20 protein-coding genes are annotated in these 16,122 nt (G+C 38.5%); 8 read left to right on the top strand and 12 right to left on the bottom strand.

Features of this window, described 5'->3' with window-relative positions; translation table 11 throughout:
- Nucleotides 1–102: 102 nt before the first annotated feature.
- The 3 genes from BBI00_RS03050 to holA form a co-directional block, all read right to left on the bottom strand.
- Nucleotides 103–480: a VOC family protein gene (locus tag BBI00_RS03050; protein WP_065397387.1), complete on the bottom strand. Its 378-nt coding sequence runs from the start codon at nucleotides 478–480 to the stop codon at nucleotides 103–105.
- A 538-nt stretch (nucleotides 481–1,018) separates the two neighbouring features.
- Nucleotides 1,019–1,960 (bottom strand): thioredoxin-disulfide reductase, encoded by a 942-nt coding sequence (gene trxB, locus BBI00_RS03045; RefSeq protein ID WP_065397386.1) that lies wholly within the window; start codon nucleotides 1,958–1,960, stop codon nucleotides 1,019–1,021.
- 213 nt (nucleotides 1,961–2,173) lie between these two features.
- Nucleotides 2,174–3,211 (bottom strand): DNA polymerase III subunit delta, encoded by a 1,038-nt coding sequence (gene holA, locus BBI00_RS03040; RefSeq protein ID WP_065397385.1) that lies wholly within the window; start codon nucleotides 3,209–3,211, stop codon nucleotides 2,174–2,176.
- A gap of 7 nt (nucleotides 3,212–3,218) precedes the next feature.
- Between holA and BBI00_RS03035 the strand changes: the two genes are divergently transcribed.
- The 3 genes from BBI00_RS03035 (at nucleotide 3,219) to BBI00_RS03025 (ending at nucleotide 5,153) form a co-directional block, all read left to right on the top strand.
- Entirely contained in the window at nucleotides 3,219–3,650 is a 432-nt protein-coding gene (locus tag BBI00_RS03035; RefSeq protein ID WP_065397384.1) for a type I restriction enzyme HsdR N-terminal domain-containing protein, read from the top strand.
- A gap of 33 nt (nucleotides 3,651–3,683) precedes the next feature.
- A complete protein-coding gene (locus BBI00_RS03030) occupies nucleotides 3,684–4,295 on the top strand; it encodes an HAD family hydrolase (protein ID WP_065397383.1) in 612 nt (203 codons plus the stop codon).
- A 114-nt stretch (nucleotides 4,296–4,409) separates the two neighbouring features.
- Nucleotides 4,410–5,153, top strand: a complete 744-nt coding sequence (locus BBI00_RS03025) for a dienelactone hydrolase family protein (protein WP_065397382.1) — start codon at nucleotides 4,410–4,412, stop codon at nucleotides 5,151–5,153.
- Nucleotides 5,154–5,207: 54 nt separating this feature from the next.
- On the opposite strand, the gene BBI00_RS03020 is transcribed toward BBI00_RS03025, so the two are convergent.
- From BBI00_RS03020 to BBI00_RS02985, 8 genes are all read right to left on the bottom strand, one after another.
- On the bottom strand, nucleotides 5,208–5,579 hold the full coding sequence (locus tag BBI00_RS03020; protein WP_065397381.1) for a cupin domain-containing protein: 372 nt from the start codon (nucleotides 5,577–5,579) through the stop codon (nucleotides 5,208–5,210).
- On the bottom strand, nucleotides 5,576–6,103 hold the full coding sequence (locus BBI00_RS03015) for a GNAT family N-acetyltransferase (protein WP_065397380.1): 528 nt from the start codon (nucleotides 6,101–6,103) through the stop codon (nucleotides 5,576–5,578). Before BBI00_RS03015 ends, BBI00_RS03020 begins: the two co-directional genes overlap by 4 nt.
- A gap of 1 nt (nucleotide 6,104) precedes the next feature.
- Nucleotides 6,105–6,707, bottom strand: coding sequence for a DUF2911 domain-containing protein (locus BBI00_RS03010; RefSeq protein WP_065399594.1), 603 nt, complete (start codon nucleotides 6,705–6,707; stop codon nucleotides 6,105–6,107).
- Nucleotides 6,708–6,855: 148 nt separating this feature from the next.
- Entirely contained in the window at nucleotides 6,856–7,899 is a 1,044-nt protein-coding gene (locus tag BBI00_RS23710) for a bifunctional transcriptional activator/DNA repair enzyme AdaA (protein WP_065397379.1), read from the bottom strand.
- Nucleotides 7,900–7,901: 2 nt separating this feature from the next.
- Nucleotides 7,902–8,666, bottom strand: a complete 765-nt coding sequence (locus tag BBI00_RS03000) for an isocitrate lyase/PEP mutase family protein (protein ID WP_065397378.1) — start codon at nucleotides 8,664–8,666, stop codon at nucleotides 7,902–7,904.
- 94 nt (nucleotides 8,667–8,760) lie between these two features.
- Entirely contained in the window at nucleotides 8,761–9,273 is a 513-nt protein-coding gene (locus BBI00_RS02995; RefSeq protein WP_065397377.1) for a methylated-DNA--[protein]-cysteine S-methyltransferase, read from the bottom strand.
- 10 nt (nucleotides 9,274–9,283) lie between these two features.
- Nucleotides 9,284–9,859, bottom strand: coding sequence for a DinB family protein (locus tag BBI00_RS02990; protein ID WP_065397376.1), 576 nt, complete (start codon nucleotides 9,857–9,859; stop codon nucleotides 9,284–9,286).
- Between the two features lie 55 nt (nucleotides 9,860–9,914).
- Nucleotides 9,915–10,433 carry a Crp/Fnr family transcriptional regulator gene (locus tag BBI00_RS02985; protein ID WP_065397375.1) on the bottom strand — a complete coding sequence of 173 codons (519 nt, stop codon included), beginning with the start codon at nucleotides 10,431–10,433 and terminating at the stop codon, nucleotides 9,915–9,917.
- Nucleotides 10,434–10,500: 67 nt separating this feature from the next.
- Here BBI00_RS02985 and BBI00_RS02980 point away from each other — a divergent pair, with 67 nt between their 5' ends.
- Complete coding sequence (locus BBI00_RS02980; RefSeq protein ID WP_065397374.1) at nucleotides 10,501–11,352, top strand: hypothetical protein; 852 nt, start codon at nucleotides 10,501–10,503, stop codon at nucleotides 11,350–11,352.
- Nucleotides 11,353–11,382: 30 nt separating this feature from the next.
- Nucleotides 11,383–12,399 carry a hypothetical protein gene (locus tag BBI00_RS02975; RefSeq protein WP_065397373.1) on the top strand — a complete coding sequence of 339 codons (1,017 nt, stop codon included), beginning with the start codon at nucleotides 11,383–11,385 and terminating at the stop codon, nucleotides 12,397–12,399.
- Nucleotides 12,400–12,602: 203 nt separating this feature from the next.
- On the opposite strand, the gene BBI00_RS02970 is transcribed toward BBI00_RS02975, so the two are convergent.
- Entirely contained in the window at nucleotides 12,603–13,094 is a 492-nt protein-coding gene (locus BBI00_RS02970) for a hypothetical protein (RefSeq protein WP_065397372.1), read from the bottom strand.
- Between the two features lie 402 nt (nucleotides 13,095–13,496).
- Between BBI00_RS02970 and BBI00_RS02965 the strand changes: the two genes are divergently transcribed.
- From BBI00_RS02965 to BBI00_RS02955, 3 genes are all read left to right on the top strand, one after another.
- Nucleotides 13,497–14,291, top strand: coding sequence for an alpha/beta hydrolase (locus BBI00_RS02965; RefSeq protein ID WP_083988407.1), 795 nt, complete (start codon nucleotides 13,497–13,499; stop codon nucleotides 14,289–14,291).
- Nucleotides 14,292–14,299: 8 nt separating this feature from the next.
- Nucleotides 14,300–14,872 carry a hypothetical protein gene (locus BBI00_RS02960; protein ID WP_123902216.1) on the top strand — a complete coding sequence of 191 codons (573 nt, stop codon included), beginning with the start codon at nucleotides 14,300–14,302 and terminating at the stop codon, nucleotides 14,870–14,872.
- 82 nt (nucleotides 14,873–14,954) lie between these two features.
- Nucleotides 14,955–16,115, top strand: a complete 1,161-nt coding sequence (locus BBI00_RS02955; RefSeq protein WP_065397369.1) for an AraC family transcriptional regulator — start codon at nucleotides 14,955–14,957, stop codon at nucleotides 16,113–16,115.
- The last annotated feature ends 7 nt before the right edge of the window (nucleotides 16,116–16,122 follow it).

The following is a 16,122-nucleotide window of genomic DNA, read 5'->3' as shown; positions in this document are numbered from 1 at the left end:
GTAAACAGTCATCTGATGTAGGAAAAACCTTATAAATGTCTGGGATTTTTCCTACGCCTGAATGACAATGGGAAAAGGTGTATGGGTAAAACCATCACCCTTTTACTCTCCTGCCGGTTCGAACAATTCAATTTTATTGCCTTCCGGATCCATGATATGAACAAATTTTCCATATTCATAAGTGGCGATCTCATCCAGGACGGTAACTCCTTCTTTTTTTAATTCTTCTACCAGTGCTTCAATATTTGCTACGTGGTAATTGATCATAAAGTCTTTCTCCGAAGGCTCAAAATACTGGGTAGATTCTTTGAACGGGCTCCATAAGGTATATCCCTTTTTTTCGGAGTCTGTTTCTCTCCAGTCGAATTTGGTTCCATATGGGCTGGTTTCTACTCCCAAATGGGTTTTATACCAATCGTTTACCTGTTCAGGATCTTTACACTTGAAGAAGATTCCTCCGATGGCTGTTACTTTTTTCATTTTTATCCGTTTTTATTTAGTGAAAACTGAGATTTTCACAAGGTTTAGGTGTTCTGTTAGCATACATCTCGCTCTAAAAACTTAAGGGTCTAAAAGTCTGTAAATATATTAATGTTTTTATTACCTGTTTTATAAATCCAATGAAATATTTGTATTAAATATTATGTATGGGTTGGTTAATCGCAAAGGCGCAAGTAATATTAAAAGAATGCTTTTTAAGGCGCAAGGATTTTATCTCCGATAAAATTAAGGCCATTTATAACTGCCATGAGTACAAATAATTTATACAAAATAAAAAACTATGTCTCTGCGGTTGAAAAAATAAACAACATAGAAACATAGATTACAGTTGTAAAAATCACGTAAACTCTTGCTGAAAATCTCTGATTTTCTTGCGCCTTAAAATATACATCAAGTTAGAAAAAAAACTTGCGCCTTTGCGTTTAACAAAGAAGATAAAAATCTAACTGAACTGCGATACGTCCAAAAGAAAAGCGCACCCTAAGGCACGCTTTATATTATTTTTAAAAACTGAATATTAATGCAATTCAGCTAAGTATTTCTCCGCATCCATTGCAGCCATGCACCCGCTTCCTGCAGCAGTAATAGCCTGTCTGTAGATATGATCCTGTACATCTCCTGCAGCAAATACTCCCGGAAGATTGGTTCTTGAAGATCCTTTTTCTGTAAGAATATAGCCGTTCTCATCAAGATCTACCTGGCCTGTGAAGATATCCGTATTCGGCTTGTGACCGATAGCGATGAAGATCCCTTCCACATCCACTGTAGATTTTTCCTGAGTCTGGTTGTTGATGATCACTGCTCTTTCTACCAGGCTGTTTTCACCTTCAATACCGATCAGCTCGTGGTGGAATTTCACTTCGATATTCGGAGTATTTTCCACTCTGTGGATCATTGCTTTTGAAGCTCTGAAAACATCTTTTCTTACCAGCATGGTAACTTTCTTACATAATTTGGCAAGATAAGTGGCTTCTTCAGCCGCCGTATCACCTGCACCTACTACTACCACGTCTTTTCCTCTGTAGAAGAAGCCATCACATGTAGCACAGGCAGAAACCCCGCCTCCTGCATATTTTTTCTCGTCTTCAAGGCCCAGATATTTTGCCGTAGCTCCTGTAGAGATGATAACTGTTTTGGCAAGAATCTCTTTGTTTCCTGCATATAGTTTGTGAACACCGCCTCTTTCTTTAGAGAATTCAGCTTTGGTGATCATTTCATAATGTACCTTTGTTTCAAATCTTTCTGCCTGTTTTTGCAGATCCATCATCATTTCAGGACCTGTAATCCCGGCCGGATACCCTGGAAAGTTATCAACTTCCGTAGTGGTTGTTAATTGTCCGCCCGGCTCCAGACCTGTATACAATTCAGGTTTTAAGTCTGCTCTTGCTGCATAGATAGCAGCTGTGAAACCAGAAGGCCCGGATCCTACGATCACACAATCTAAAATGTTTTGCTCCATAATTTATTTTGTTCGAAAAAAGATTTTAATTTAATTAAGACCGCTAATTTCGTAATTTTTACCGTCTTTTTAAAGTTATTTTAATGATACTTGTCAATATCAGATATGCGGATTGTCAATGAAGGGTTGGAAGACAGATACGGGTTAAAGCTGATCAATAAAAACATCTGTACCTTATCTATCATCTCTCCGTCTAGATCCATCATCTCCTCACTATACTTTCATCTTGATCTTATCCACATTAATGATCTTATAGACCAGTTCTTTGATCAGCTCTGCTTCTCCCATATTCACAGCTCCCAGTCCTTTTCCTTTCATATCAAACTCCCTTAGAATAGAAATGACCCTTGTCGCATGTTTTAAAGGATACAGTCTTGCACTTTCCGCATAATCTTTGATGAAATAAGGATGAACGCCCATCTGGGAGGCAATCGTCTGCTGAGGCTGCCCTGCCATGGTCTGGTAAATAATGACGTTAGAAAAATAGTTGTAAAGGCTTGCAAGCATCATTACAAAAGGGTTGTTTTTAGGATTCTTTCCCATAAAATGAGCAATCTTAAAGGCTGCATTGGCATTTTTGGTTCCTAAAGCTTTCTGAAGCTCAAAAATATTGTATTCTTTACTGATCCCGATATGATTTTCAATAATCGTTCCGTCCAGCACTTCATTTTCTTTAAGGATGATCTTCAGCTTGTTCAGTTCATTGGCAATTCTTGAAAGGTCATTCCCGAGATATTCTGCCAGAAGGTGGGAAATATTGGGTGCTGTTTTGATGTTGAGCCTGGTACATTCATCAGCAATCCATTTGGGAAGATTTCCGTCCTTTACCGATTCGCTCAGAAAAAGTGCTTTGGCTTTATCCAGGGCCTTGGCCGCTTTTTTTCTGCTGTCCAGTTTTTTGTGTTTATGGGCAAAAACCAGTACAGTAGAAGGTACGGGATTTTCTACATAAGCTTCCAGAATCCTGTTTTCCTCTTCATTAAATTTCAGATCCTGGGCCTCCTTCACAATGATCACCTGCTTATCACCCATCATCGGAAACTGTCTTGCCAGAGAAAGCACTTCCTGATAAGAAGTATCTTTTCCGTAAGTAACGGTTTGGTTGAAAGCTTTTTCATCTTCCTCCAGGAAATTGTGTTCAAGGGCTTTTACGGCAAGGTCAATAAAGTAGGCTTCTTCTCCGTGAAAAAAATAAATAGGTAAAACTTCTTTATTTTTAATATTTTTGAGGATTAAATCTAATTCTTTCATCTTATTAATGGAACTTCCAAAACTGAATTTTCAGGAAACTTTTGATTTTAAATTCAAGAAAGACAAAGATAAGTTTTTTATTTATGATTTGGTTCGTAAAACTTATCTTCTGCTCACTCCTGAGGAATGGGTAAGACAGCACTGGGTCCACTATTATCTTACGGTAAAATCCTATTCTACCTCAGCACTGATCACGGAAAAAAAGATCGTTCTGAACGGTCTTACCAAGAGAGTTGATCTGCTGATTACTGAAAAAACAGAACCCGTAGTCCTGATCGAATGTAAAGCTCCCCAGATCAAATTAACCGAAAAAACATTTGAGCAGACCGCCAGGTATAATTCCATTATCGGAGCCAGGGAAATTATCCTGACCAACGGATTGCAGCATATCAATGCTTATTATGAAGATGGGCAGTACCGGTTTTACAGACCGGAATAAAAAAAACAGGAATTCACAGCAATAGTAATTATTATGAAAATAAAAAACATTATATTCGATTTTGGTGGTGTATTAATGGACTGGAACCCAAGATATTTCTTTAAAGATTACTTCAATGATGACGATAAAATGGAATATTTTCTGGAAAATATCGCTCAGGATGAATGGAATATTGAACAGGACAGAGGAAGAAGCCTATCGGAAGGGACTGAAATTCAGATAAAAAAATTCCCTGAATGGGAAAAAGAGATCAGAGCTTACTATGATAACTGGACGGTGATGCTGAAGAGTGACATTCCTCAGAATGTAGATGTTTTAAGAAAACTGAAGAATACGGATTATCAGTTATTCGGTTTGACAAACTGGTCTGCAGAAACGTTTCCTTATGCGTTGGAAAATTATGATTTTTTCCAGATTTTTGATGGTAAAATTGTTGTTTCGGGCACAGAAAAACTCATCAAACCTGATCCTGCAATCTGGCACATCCTATTAGAAAGATACCATATACAGGCCGGTGAATCTGTTTTTATTGATGACAATCCAAAGAATATTGAAATGGCCCGGTCGTTAGGTTTTGCAACCATTCATGTAACACTCGATACCAATCTTGAGCAGGAGCTTACTGTTTTAGGGGTAAAAATGTAATGATTTTATATACAATATATTTCATCCTCAATTAAGTTATTTTAAGTAATTTAGTTGAGGATTTCTTATAGATATAAGAAAAAAAATTTCACCTTACCATTACAAAATAACGATATGATACGATCCATTTTACTCACCACATTGATGGTAGCTTCAGGAACTCTTTTCAGCCAGAAGCTCAAAACAGTAACCTATCAGGACGGCCCACAGAAACTGAACGGCCTGATCACATCAAATGCAGGAAAAAAACTTCCGGGAGTACTGATTCTCCCAGCCTGGAAAGGGATTGATGAAGAAGCCAAAACAGCAGCCATAGAGCTGGAAAAACAAGGTTATATTGCCTTCATTGCCGATATTTATGGCGAAGGCAAGATCCCGGCAGATAATGAATCTGCAGCCAAAAGCTCTGGTTATTACAAACAGAATTACCAGGAATACCAAAAACGGATTTCGCTGGCATTAGAGCAGCTGAAGAAAAACGGAGCGATAGCTGATAAGACAGCGGTCATCGGGTATTGTTTCGGGGGAACCGGTGCTTTGGAATCCGCAAGAGGAAATCTGCCTGTTGCAGGCGTTGTTTCCATTCACGGAAGCCTGGGCAGAGATCAGAGCAGAAAAAATGAAAAACTTACTGCTAAAATCCTGGTTGAAAACCCAGCTGACGACAGAGGCGTAACCCCTGAGGATTACAACAACCTGATCAAAGAAATGAATGACGGAAATGCAGACTGGCAGATCATCACGTATGCCCACTCAAAACATACCTTCACCGATCCGAAGTCTCCGGATTATAATGAAGTGATGGCTAAGAGAGCATGGAACCATACGCTGATGTTCCTGAAAGAAATACTGAAATAAAACTCAGTGTAACAATGTACCAATATCAAAATTGGTACATTGTTATATTATATACTAATCTACTCCTTCCTCTTCCCTGTTCACCAGCTCCATAGAAAACGCAGGAAGACAGATCGCAAGGTATTCACAAGCTTCTGAGAACGGGTTGCTGTACCGGATTCTGGCACCTTTTTCAATCAGGATGCTCTGCCCTTTTTCCAGTGTAACGATCTCACCATCTATTTCAAACTGTTTTTTCCCTGAAATAATGTAGGTGAACTCATCAAACTCAGGGGTCTGGTGAGGCTCACTCCAATCCGGAGGTGCCACCATATGAGCAATGGAAACATTGGAATTGCCTGTAGAATTTCCCCAATGTTCCTCAATAAGCTTTCCATCCGTAGTAGGCACTACAAACGGCGATTGCTGGATCTTATATTTTTTCATATCCAATTTTCTTTTTTGATTTCGTATACAAAATTAGTACGGGTAGGTTCGGCAAAATAAGCCACCTCCTCTTCTGCAATCCTGATGCCTCCCAATCTTTCCAAAGCGGTTTGTGAGCGGAAGTTCTCTTTCCCGATATGAAAATGTACCTTATCTACAAACTGGAAGATATAATCCAGCATCAGCTTTTTGATCTGTGGATTGATGCCTTTTCCCCAGGATTTCGTGCCGTAAAAAGTATAGCCGATGAAAATATGATGATCTGCTTCATCAAAATTATAATAGCGGCTGCTTCCCAATACATCTCCTGTAGCTTTCTCTACAATTTTAAAAGCTCCCTTACTCTCCATAGCTCCTCTGAAAAAGCTTTCAAACACTTCCCTTTTGTACCGGTCTTTGTTGGGATGCTGTTCCCAAACCTTTGGATCGGAGGCTACTTCATATAAAGACTCAAAATCCCCTTGCTGTAAGGGGATTAATTGATATTCTTCATTCTCTAAAACAGTCTGAACAGAAAAATTCATGCTAGCTTTTTTTAGTGGAATCTGATTCTATTTTCTTGATTTCTTTCAGTTTATCAGAAATCTTGATCACGGTATCCAGTTTGGATGGCTTCAACGGAACCTCAGCCTGAGCCATATCCCACTTGATCACAAGATTTCCAGAGTTTTCGTCTGTAGGATTCAGGGTAATTTCAAACCACTCCTGCTTGTCTGCCAGTTTGTTCACCGGTACGGTAACGTCTACTACATCCTGCTTAGGATCATAGGTATAAGCGCCCCATTGCTGGAAGTCTTTATTCAGGATCACTTTCCATTCTTTTTCTGTAGGAACGATGAATAGTCCGTAGGTACCTGCAGGAACTGTTTTTCCTCCGAAATTAACGGCCTGTCCGAATGTAATTTTTGTAGAGGAGTTTGCTCCTGCTCTCCAAACCTGACCATAAGGAACCAATTCTCCGAAGATCTTACGTCCTTTCACTCCCGGTCTTCCGTAGTCGATCGTGATCTTGGACATTGAAAACTGCTGCTCTACCTTCTGACGCGGACTTGCTGCCGGTACTGAATAGTCCTGTGCAAAACTGAATGCTGAAACTGAAATGCAAACTGCTGCTAATAACTTTTTCACGTGTAAATTTTTGTTTAAAATTACAAAAATCAAAATAAAATAGCTTTCTCCGGCTTCAATAATTTTTGTTTTACCGATATAATTCTATAACAGTATCGCTTTAAAAGTTCCTGTTAAAACAAGTTAAAATCTATTGAAAATAAAGGTATTAAAACAAAATCGCCTTTTCCAGTTCCAGCAGTTTTTGTTTTCTCCAGATCCCTCCCCCATATCCGGTCAACTGTCCATTACTTCCTACCACGCGATGACAAGGTATGAGAATAGATATTTTATTCAGACCATTCGCATTTGCCACCGCTCTTACTGATTTAGGATTTCCCAGGATATCAGCCTGTTCCCGGTAGCTCCTGGTTGCACCATAGGGAATCTCCTGCAGAATATTCCATACCTCCTTCTGAAAAGCTGTTCCTACCAGGGAAAGGGGCACTGTAAATTTGGTTCTTTTTCCTTCAAAATATTCGGAAAGCTGTTTTTCCAGGGTATGAAAATGGGGATTTTCACCTTGTATGATATTCGCTTTACAATATTCCGCAATACTCTTCAGTTCTGTGGGAAGCGCTTTTCTGTCAGAAAACTCGAGAAGGCAGATTCCATTTTCATCGGCACAGGCTATCATCGTTCCCAGCATTGTTTCAATTCTCTTCAGATCAATAATTTTCTCCATCGTATTATTCTTAGGCGACACTCCAAAGATATTTTTAAAGCTGTCATTAAAACCACTGAGACTTTCATAACCTGTATCAAATGCAACGTCAGTAACTGATGCTCCCTGCTGTAGTTTTTTAAATGCTGTATTAAGCTTTGACATTCTCTGAAAAGCATGAAACGTTAGTCCATGATGTTTCAAAAACCATCTGCGGACAGTCGCCGGCTCCAGCCCTCTTTTGACAAGGTCATAATCTTTAAATTTCAAGGTGGGATCCTCTGCAATTTCTTTAAGCAGTTCTTTGATATATTGCGGTGTTGCATTGAGGTTTTCCAAAGGCCTGCATACTTTACAGGGCCGGTAACCTTTTAGCATTGCATCTTTGGTACTGAAGAAAAACTCTACATTTTCAAATTTAGGTTTCCTTGCTGTACAGGTCGGTCTGCAGAATATTCCTGTAGTCTTCACTCCCATCCAGAATATTCCTTCAAAGGAAACATCTTTGGTATAAGATGCTTCGTACATTATTTTTCCTGTGAGTTTCATAATTAAATAAAAAGGGTAGAAAAGCTTCTCTCATCTGTAATCTTCTGAACTGTTTTTTCCAGCTCTTTATAAATTTGTCTGTACACAAAAGCACCTGAAGTAATTCTTTTGACCCCCAATTTTTTAAGCGTGTCAAAATCCGGTAAATCAGGAAGTCCCATCACATTCACAGGAAGACCCGTAGATGCTGCAATTGTTCTGATATCATTTTCAGAAATCACTCCGGGAACGAAAACACCATCAGCCTTAAGTTCTTCAAAGAGTTTAATTCTCTCCAGGGTTTCTTCCAGTGCATTCTCCATATTCAGTAAAAAAGGATCTGTCCGTACATTGATAAAAATTTTGTCTCTGTTTTCACCTAATTTGATAAAAATGTCTTTCAGTCTTTCGCAGAAGATATTTTTTTCTGTCAATTTTCTTTCTCCTTCAATAACATAAGTATCTTCAATATTAATTCCTGATACTCCTATTTCTAAAAGTTTCAGAATATTGGATACGATGGTATCATTTTCAAGACCATATCCTGCTTCCAGATCTACTGATAAAGGAATTGATACAGAAGCTTTTATCCTCTTAATGATATAAAAATATTCTTCGAAAGATATCTGTTCTCCGTCCTCGTATCCTAAGCTAAGTGCCACCGCCGAGCTTGAAGTTGCCAGTGCTTTATAGCCCAGCTTTTCGTATACTCCTGCACTTTCAACATTCCATACATTACCCAAAAGTAATGGCTCTTCACCATAATGTAACTGTTTAAAACTGATCATATTTTTTTATTCAAAAGTAGAAGGATTAACAGATGTCATACAACCGAAAAATGAACATCTATTTTTTATTACTCTTTGAAAGTAAAGTTCAGGTTCAAAACAAAATCGCCTTTTCCAGTTCCAGCAGTTTTTGTTTTCTCCAGATCCCGCCGGCATAGCCTACCAGTTCTCCGTTGGAACCAATTACACGGTGACAGGGAATCAGGATGGCAATTTTATTGATTCCGTTAGCCGTTCCTACCGCACGGATCGCTTTCGGGTTGCCCAGGAATTCTGACTGCTGTTTATAGGTCCTTATCTCACCCATCGGAATTTCACGCAGAAGCTGCCATACTTTCTCCTGAAATTCTGTTCCCGTTGTAAACAGCGGAACTTCGAAATGACTTCTTTTTCCTTCAAAGTATTCTTTCAGCTCTGCTTCCAGCTGCCTGAAATGAGGATGTTCTTTTTCCGCAATGTCAGCTTTCAAAGCTTTTGATAATGACTTTAACTGTTTTTCAATATTCTTCCGGTCTGTGAATTCAAGCAGGCAGATTCCCTGATCTACAGCACAGGCGATCATTTCACCCAGCGGGGTTTGTATTGTTTTTTGAGATATAAATTCCATTAGCTTAAAATTAAGCTTTTTGGGAGATTTTCTCTTCTTTTTTATGTACTAAAATTCTTTTTATCTGTTCAATATGCCTTTCATTATGATAAATAACAAACCGGAAAGTATCCCCCAGCTTCAGTCTGATCAGCTTTGAAATACTGATCGCTGTTTTTGTCTTTTCCAGGTCAACATACTGTGCGTCTTCTAATAATTGAAGTAATTTTTTCTGCTGCTCTGTGAATGTATCAATTACGGTTTTATCCAAACGACTGTAAATAGGATTCATTTGTTTAAGCGTTTTCATTGGATTCAGTTTCTCTTTGGGAAGCATGCTTTTGGCAAAATAGTTCCCAAGAATCCCCGGTTTAAAATAAGGTCGTGAAGGTTTCCCGGCTGAATTAATATTGTGTTTGATCTCAGGGATATAAAAATCTCCATACCGATTGAGGTGCTCCAGGCATTCCAATGCACTCCAGCTGTCTTCTGAAAGTCTGAAATTAAGATCACCTTCCGGCTTTACAGACAACATTTCAGCAAAGTGTAAATGCTGCTGTGTCCTGTTTTTTAATTCATCCAATAATTCTGAGGTTGAAAATTTCATTTTTATTCTTTTATACAAATTTCCGGATCTGTCTGTTCTTAAATATTGACTGAACTCAAGATTTTTTAAGCCTTGATAAGGTTTCCGGTGACATTCTCAGATAATTGGCGATATATTTATTGGGAACTTCCTGAAACAGCTTCGGACTCCGCTTTAAAACTCTTTCAAAACGTTCTCCGGGAGCACTGGTAAGCAGGTCCTTTTCCCTTTCCAGCTGCTGGAGCACAAGATCTTCCAGAATATGCATCCAGAATTTCATATGTGCTTCATCCGACTGTATGAACTCATAAAAATCCTTTTTTGAAGCAACTTTAACTGATGTTTTTTTAATCGCCTGAATATAAAAATCCGATGGTTTTCCTGATAAAAAGGAATCCATACTGACAATGATATTACCGGTGTATCCGAAACGGATGATTCTCTCTTCATTTTCATCCATTATAAAAATCCGGATACTGCCGCTTTCAATAAAATAGATAGAAGTGTCTGTACTGCCGGAGATCTTCAGGAACTCATTCCGTCTGAATTCTTTCTTTTCCCAACGGATTCCGCTTTGTAGCAATTTTTCAACCATTTCACTTTTATTATTTGCTTTTCCAAAGATAATAGGTAATTTTAAGGTTTAAACACTAATCACTATAATGCTCAAAAAAACAACGCTCTTTTTGCTTATCACTGCCGGATGCTTTGGTATAAAAGCGCAGCATACCATTCCTTTCCGGATCACCAGACATAACAATATCATTGTAAAGACCCTGGTCAACAAAAAAGATTCCCTGGATCTTATGTTCCAGATTGCCATGAAGGACTGCTCTATCTCTCCTCAAAGACAGCGGAAAGCGGATCATATCGTTTTCAACAAAGAAGAAGTCAGTGATGGCAATACCGTAGAAATCGGCAATCTTACGCTGCAAAACGTCCGTTTTTTTGATAATGAGCTTACAGGACATGAAGCGGATGGAAAGATCGGAACCGGCCTTTTCCAGGGAAAAGCCTTTAAAATAGATTACGACAATAATCAGTTTGTTATTTATGACCAGCAGCCTGATGTAAAGGAATTCCAGCCTCTTCAGATTTTTGCAGATCATGACTTTTTTTATATTTCCGGTGATAATGTTGTTGATGGAAAGCACCAGCAGGAAGAATACTTCTTACTTCAGTCCGGTTATTCAGGTGGCCTTCTTTACAGTAACAGCTTTGCGGAGGAAAAAGAACTGGATAAAAAACTGAAAGTAACAGGTGAAAAAACACTGAAAAATTCTAAAGGACAAAGCCTGATTACAAAGCAGGCCGTACTTCCTTTTTTTAAACTGGGAAATACTGTGTTTAAAAATCCTTCTGTAGGTTTTTTCGCAGGAGAGCTCAAAACACAGAAAACCAGCTATTTTGGAGCAGATATGCTTCGGAGGTTTATCTGGATCATTGATGCCGACAGAAAAACAGCCTATATTAAACCCAGCAAATATTTCTCAGAACCTTATTACCAATTATAACTCAAAATAACAATTATGCAAAGAATGCGTATGAAGATCAAAACAGCCCTGGTGCTTTTATCTCTTCCACTGGCCATTGTCAGTTGTAAGAAAGAAGAAAAGAAAGCAGTGGAGAATACAGCAAAACCAACTGCCGATTCTATTAAAACAGCAAAAGCTGAAGATAAAATAAACTACAGCAATTTCAATATTTACAGCATCAGCCTGATTTCTTCCGCACAGAAGGACGCTCTGGCAGATGTTTTTATTTCCGTATCAGATATTTATACCGAACCTCACTCTATACAGGAAGATGTCTTTAAAAACCAAAAGAATGTTCCTTATGAACAGCTGCAATACCTGGAACTCGATCCACAGCACAGAAAGAAAATGCTGGATGGTCTTCATCTTACCGAAAATGATTCGCTTTACCTCTATAATTATGAATTCAACAGGCTTCAGAAGCTTCCGTTACATAAGCTGAAAGCCGTTGCTTATCTGGATACCTATTCTATGGAAGGTAATGAAGTGGACCCGGCTTCTTATATGGTAGGTTTTCAACTTGCCGCCCGACAGAATAACGATATTTATGACCAATATAACAATGCTGTTGCCTATTTTGGAAATAAAAACCCCTTCATCGAAGGTAAAATGAAGCCTTTTGCATGGAAGAAATCAAGCCCTGATGTTTCAAAAAAATATTTTGGCGCATCCAAACTTAAAGCAGGAAATACTTATCAGGCTCAATATGAAAACCTTACCTATTATCTGCAGGAATATCTTGAAGATGATATCGTGATGGAACGTAAGCTCGCAGTCATCAATGACCGCAATGAAAAAACATTTGAAAAAACAATAACCATAGCAGGCAGCGACGGTGCAGAATTCTCTCCACTCAACGGAATAGGTACTGATGGTGCCAATGCCATGCAATGGACCGGTTATCTTTTCAAAGGGAAACCTCCTGTAGCTTTCGGATTTATGGTGCAGTCTTTCGGTTGCCCTTCCATTACTTTTTTAGATAAAAACGAGAAAGATCTTACCATTAATTGTGATAACAGGCATTAAGGAATCAAAACAAACTGGTAAAATAGTACCGAAAAAACCGCATCTCTCTGCGGGAATATGATTCAACGGGAACGGGCTTCAGCCCGTTTTCTGTTTTATAAACCATTCCATTGGCTTTAGCCAAAACCTGATCAATAATAAGCCATCCATCAATTCTGCAAGAAACTCAAATACTTAATCGGAATACCTGCTCATCTCCGTTTTTAAACGACTGCCATCATTGACATATAATAATTGGCGCAATGTAATGAGTTGAGTAACAATATTTCTTTATTTGACAGTACATCAAAGCTTTCAGAGGTAATAATCTGATATTCATAATTCAGGGTATTCCATTTCAGATGCGGCTTCATTACAAAAAGTTCTGTCCCGTGCTGATCTGTCAATACAAATGAGTCTTTAAAAATTCCTCTATGCTTAAAAAGATAACCACTCTTTATCTCATCAAAATAAGTCTGCATCACAATTTCCCCGTTCCAGTTCATACGGAACTTAAGCAGTACCTTATCATTATCTTTCAGTTCTATGGTTGTTCCCCAGAATCCCTTTGGCTCAACCTGATAAGTGTGATCCAAAGTCTCTATTTCAGCGTTAAAACTAAACCAGCTGCTGTAGGTAAGTTTCCCTAGCGGCTGATCATCATCCATCACTTCGAAAGATAAAGAATTGTTTGATTTTGCGTAATATTCTGCCATGGCTGTTGCTTAGTTTGATGAAATTTTTTATCCGTTTTTTACTATGGTTGAAGCTTTTATTTATAACGCTCTAATTTATAAATAAATCCGCAAAAAAATAACAGATTTTACATCCTGTTTTTTTCATCTTCCATTGCCGGAAAATCCTAAAATTTAAAATATTCCTGTTTACTGAAAACGTTCACTTTTATCCCAATTATGAACTGCTTCCTCTGAATAAAGATCCGGAAACTCTTATTTACTTTGATTATTATCACTCCAAAAACAGCCCACGATCAACAATCTGAATAACAGATACTTAAAATAAAGACCACCTTATAGGATGGAGCGTTTAGACTCAATGACGCCATTACTTTTGCATTGTCAACATTAAAGAAAATGCTGCAGTAAAAACCGATCTCAATGAAAATATCAATTATCACATGCCTTGGTATCATGCTGTTTTTCCTGATCTCCTGCCGGGAAGATGAATTTGATCAGCAATATGTAAGGGAATTTAGTTTTACCTCCTCTATCAACGGAAGTACTTATCCTATCAAAGTGGCATTGCCAAAAAATTATTCTGCTGCCTCAAAATATAAAACATTGTATGTTTTAGATTCGAAATGGGATTTTGATTTTGCAGCCCGGGAGGTTCAAAAACAATCTGAAAATTTCCAACGTTATGATATTCTTGTTGTGGGTATCGGCTGGGGCAATGACAGATTAGATGATTATCTTCCCGTTCCTTATAAAGATGGGAAAGGCCGTGCGGATGAATTTGTAAGGGTCATTAATGAAGAACTGATTCCCAAACTGGAAAAGGATTTCCATGCTGCTTCTGCACGGGAAGACCGGACTATTTTAGGGCATTCGGCCGGGGGACTTCTGGGCACCTATTGCTTTACCAATTATCCTGATACTTTTGGAAATTATCTTTGCCTGAGCCCCTCTCTTTGGATTGGAGACCAGATCGCTCTTCTTAACGAAAAAAAAAACAGGGCCGGAAACCAGTCCCGAAATGGTAGATTCTTTCTAGCCGCAGGGGGACTTGAAGAAGGGGGAATGCTTCCGCCTATAGAAGCCTTTCGCCAGGTCCTCCATCAACATTATAAAGGATTTTCCCAGGGATATCATATGGCCGTCGGACTGGACCATCTGGGTTCTAAAAAACCCAATATCCGAAAAGCAATCTCTTTTTATTTTCACCAACCTTAATATCTTATATGCGTTTATTATTGATTTGTCTTCCTGCAATTATCGGTATGCAGTTACAGGCACAGGATACCATCAGGCAGGAAAAGATCCTTGAAATAAAGCCTGCTATCGGTGCTACAGGAAGTCCGGTAAAACCAACCATATCCGTTATGGTGCTCCGGCCGTTAAACTACAGATTCTCTGCAGCTTCCCACTCTATGACCAGCTTTTTGATATTCGGCAATAATCCTCAATACATCAAAACCCACTACAATTATTCTTTGTCCCAGAAATTCGGGATTGGTTATTCGCTGTATGGAAAAAAAGGAAAAACCCGGCATACTTTACTGGCGTTGGGAGGGGTAAGGCATATTGCCTTTAAAGAAACACTGGAACATCCGGAACTTGACAGAATAAGCATCAGCACTCATCAAACAGTTACCGATTACGGGCTAATGTATGAGCTTTCGGTGGGAAAAAAGAGATATACGTTTGATACAAGGCTGTATCTTCCTTTCAGCCCCATAAGGTATTATCCACAGGGAACACTAACCCATCTGGTCTATCTGGAAGTGGGACTTGGAATCAAACTCTATAAATAAAAAATATAATATAAATAAATCGCTGAGCAGAAATATATACGTCTGATTATTTGCTATTTTTACTTTTTGATTTTTTATAACAATGGCAATAGGCTGGGAGCTTATTTATATAGGCGGAATTTCAATATCACTGTTTCTTTTCATTATACTGATCAGCAAACAGCACAAAAGTACTGCTGACAGGATTCTTTGTGCCTGGTTCTTTTTTGCCGTGATCCATCTGCTGTTTATTGCAGGCTATGCTTCCGGAGTTATTTATAAAGTACCTATGCTACTGGGATGGGAATTACCATTGCCTTTTCTTCATGGTCCTTTTCTCTATCTGTATATTTTATTTTTAAGTGGGCAGCAACGTAATGAGAGACGGTATATTATTCATTTTATTCCGGCGGTATCTGTGGCAGGTCTACTGATTTTTATACTTCCGTCAGTACAGTTCAATACATTATCAACCCAGCCCTTTTTCAAAACTTTATTTAAAGGTATGGTTGCTGCCATTATGATTTCAGGTGTTGCTTATGTAGCAGGATCACTCATTCTATTGCACAAACACCGGCGCAATATTGTGGGGCAGTTTTCGAATACAGACAAGATTACTCTTAACTGGATGCGGTATCTTATTTTCGGGATGGGACTTATATGGGTTGTTGTGATTTTTATACAACCGGTACAGGTTCTTTATATTGCCGTTGGATTATTTATTTTTTTCATCGGGTATTTCGGAATCCGTCAGGTTGGTATTTTTTCTAACGTATCATCAGCTCATGAGGTAATCCGTCCCATTGTACTTGAAAGTGATGTATTGTCAGCAGCGGAATCCGTTTCAGAAGCAGCTGACCATATAAAATATGAAAAAACAAAGCTTGAGGACTCCAAAGCCATTGAAATTCAGGAAAGACTTACACTTTTGATGAAGGAAAAAGAATGCTATAAAGATTCCGAACTTACATTAGGAGATCTGGCCAAAATGTTGGATATACAGCCCGGCATGCTTTCCCAGGTCATTAATTCCAAAGAAGGAAAAAATTTTTATGATTATATCAATACCCTAAGGGCAGAAGCTTTCAAACAGCTGCTTTTACAGCCTGAAAGCAAGCAGTATACATTACTGTCACTGGCTTTTGAATGTGGCTTTAATTCCAAAACAAGTTTTAACCGGAACTTTAAAAAGATGACGGGAATGTCTCCAAGTCAATATGCAAAACAACTCAAAATCGAAATACAGTCTGGATATGAAAAATGAGAACCCT

The sequence above is a fragment of the Chryseobacterium arthrosphaerae genome, from assembly GCF_001684965.1.
Lineage (GTDB): Bacteria > Bacteroidota > Bacteroidia > Flavobacteriales > Weeksellaceae > Chryseobacterium > Chryseobacterium arthrosphaerae.
This window is presented reverse-complemented; position numbering and strand designations above follow the sequence as displayed.

Bases quoted from the DNA above. Each gene is read 5' to 3' on its own strand.
- BBI00_RS03050 (WP_065397387.1), bottom strand. From the start codon at position 480: ATGAAAAAAGTAACAGCCATCGGAGGAATCTTCTTCAAGTGTAAAGAT.
- trxB (WP_065397386.1), bottom strand. From the start codon at position 1,960: ATGGAGCAAAACATTTTAGATTGTGTGATCGTAGGATCCGGGCCTTCT.
- holA (WP_065397385.1), bottom strand. From the start codon at position 3,211: ATGAAAGAATTAGATTTAATCCTCAAAAATATTAAAAATAAAGAAGTT.
- BBI00_RS03035 (WP_065397384.1), top strand. From the start codon at position 3,219: ATGGAACTTCCAAAACTGAATTTTCAGGAAACTTTTGATTTTAAATTC.
- BBI00_RS03030 (WP_065397383.1), top strand. From the start codon at position 3,684: ATGAAAATAAAAAACATTATATTCGATTTTGGTGGTGTATTAATGGAC.
- BBI00_RS03025 (WP_065397382.1), top strand. From the start codon at position 4,410: ATGATACGATCCATTTTACTCACCACATTGATGGTAGCTTCAGGAACT.
- BBI00_RS03020 (WP_065397381.1), bottom strand. From the start codon at position 5,579: ATGAAAAAATATAAGATCCAGCAATCGCCGTTTGTAGTGCCTACTACG.
- BBI00_RS03015 (WP_065397380.1), bottom strand. From the start codon at position 6,103: ATGAATTTTTCTGTTCAGACTGTTTTAGAGAATGAAGAATATCAATTA.
- BBI00_RS23710 (WP_065397379.1), bottom strand. From the start codon at position 7,899: ATGAAACTCACAGGAAAAATAATGTACGAAGCATCTTATACCAAAGAT.
- BBI00_RS03000 (WP_065397378.1), bottom strand. From the start codon at position 8,666: ATGATCAGTTTTAAACAGTTACATTATGGTGAAGAGCCATTACTTTTG.
- BBI00_RS02995 (WP_065397377.1), bottom strand. From the start codon at position 9,273: ATGGAATTTATATCTCAAAAAACAATACAAACCCCGCTGGGTGAAATG.
- BBI00_RS02990 (WP_065397376.1), bottom strand. From the start codon at position 9,859: ATGAAATTTTCAACCTCAGAATTATTGGATGAATTAAAAAACAGGACA.
- BBI00_RS02985 (WP_065397375.1), bottom strand. From the start codon at position 10,433: ATGGTTGAAAAATTGCTACAAAGCGGAATCCGTTGGGAAAAGAAAGAA.
- BBI00_RS02980 (WP_065397374.1), top strand. From the start codon at position 10,501: ATGCTCAAAAAAACAACGCTCTTTTTGCTTATCACTGCCGGATGCTTT.
- BBI00_RS02975 (WP_065397373.1), top strand. From the start codon at position 11,383: ATGAAGATCAAAACAGCCCTGGTGCTTTTATCTCTTCCACTGGCCATT.
- BBI00_RS02970 (WP_065397372.1), bottom strand. From the start codon at position 13,094: ATGGCAGAATATTACGCAAAATCAAACAATTCTTTATCTTTCGAAGTG.
- BBI00_RS02965 (WP_083988407.1), top strand. From the start codon at position 13,497: ATGAAAATATCAATTATCACATGCCTTGGTATCATGCTGTTTTTCCTG.
- BBI00_RS02960 (WP_123902216.1), top strand. From the start codon at position 14,300: ATGCGTTTATTATTGATTTGTCTTCCTGCAATTATCGGTATGCAGTTA.
- BBI00_RS02955 (WP_065397369.1), top strand. From the start codon at position 14,955: ATGGCAATAGGCTGGGAGCTTATTTATATAGGCGGAATTTCAATATCA.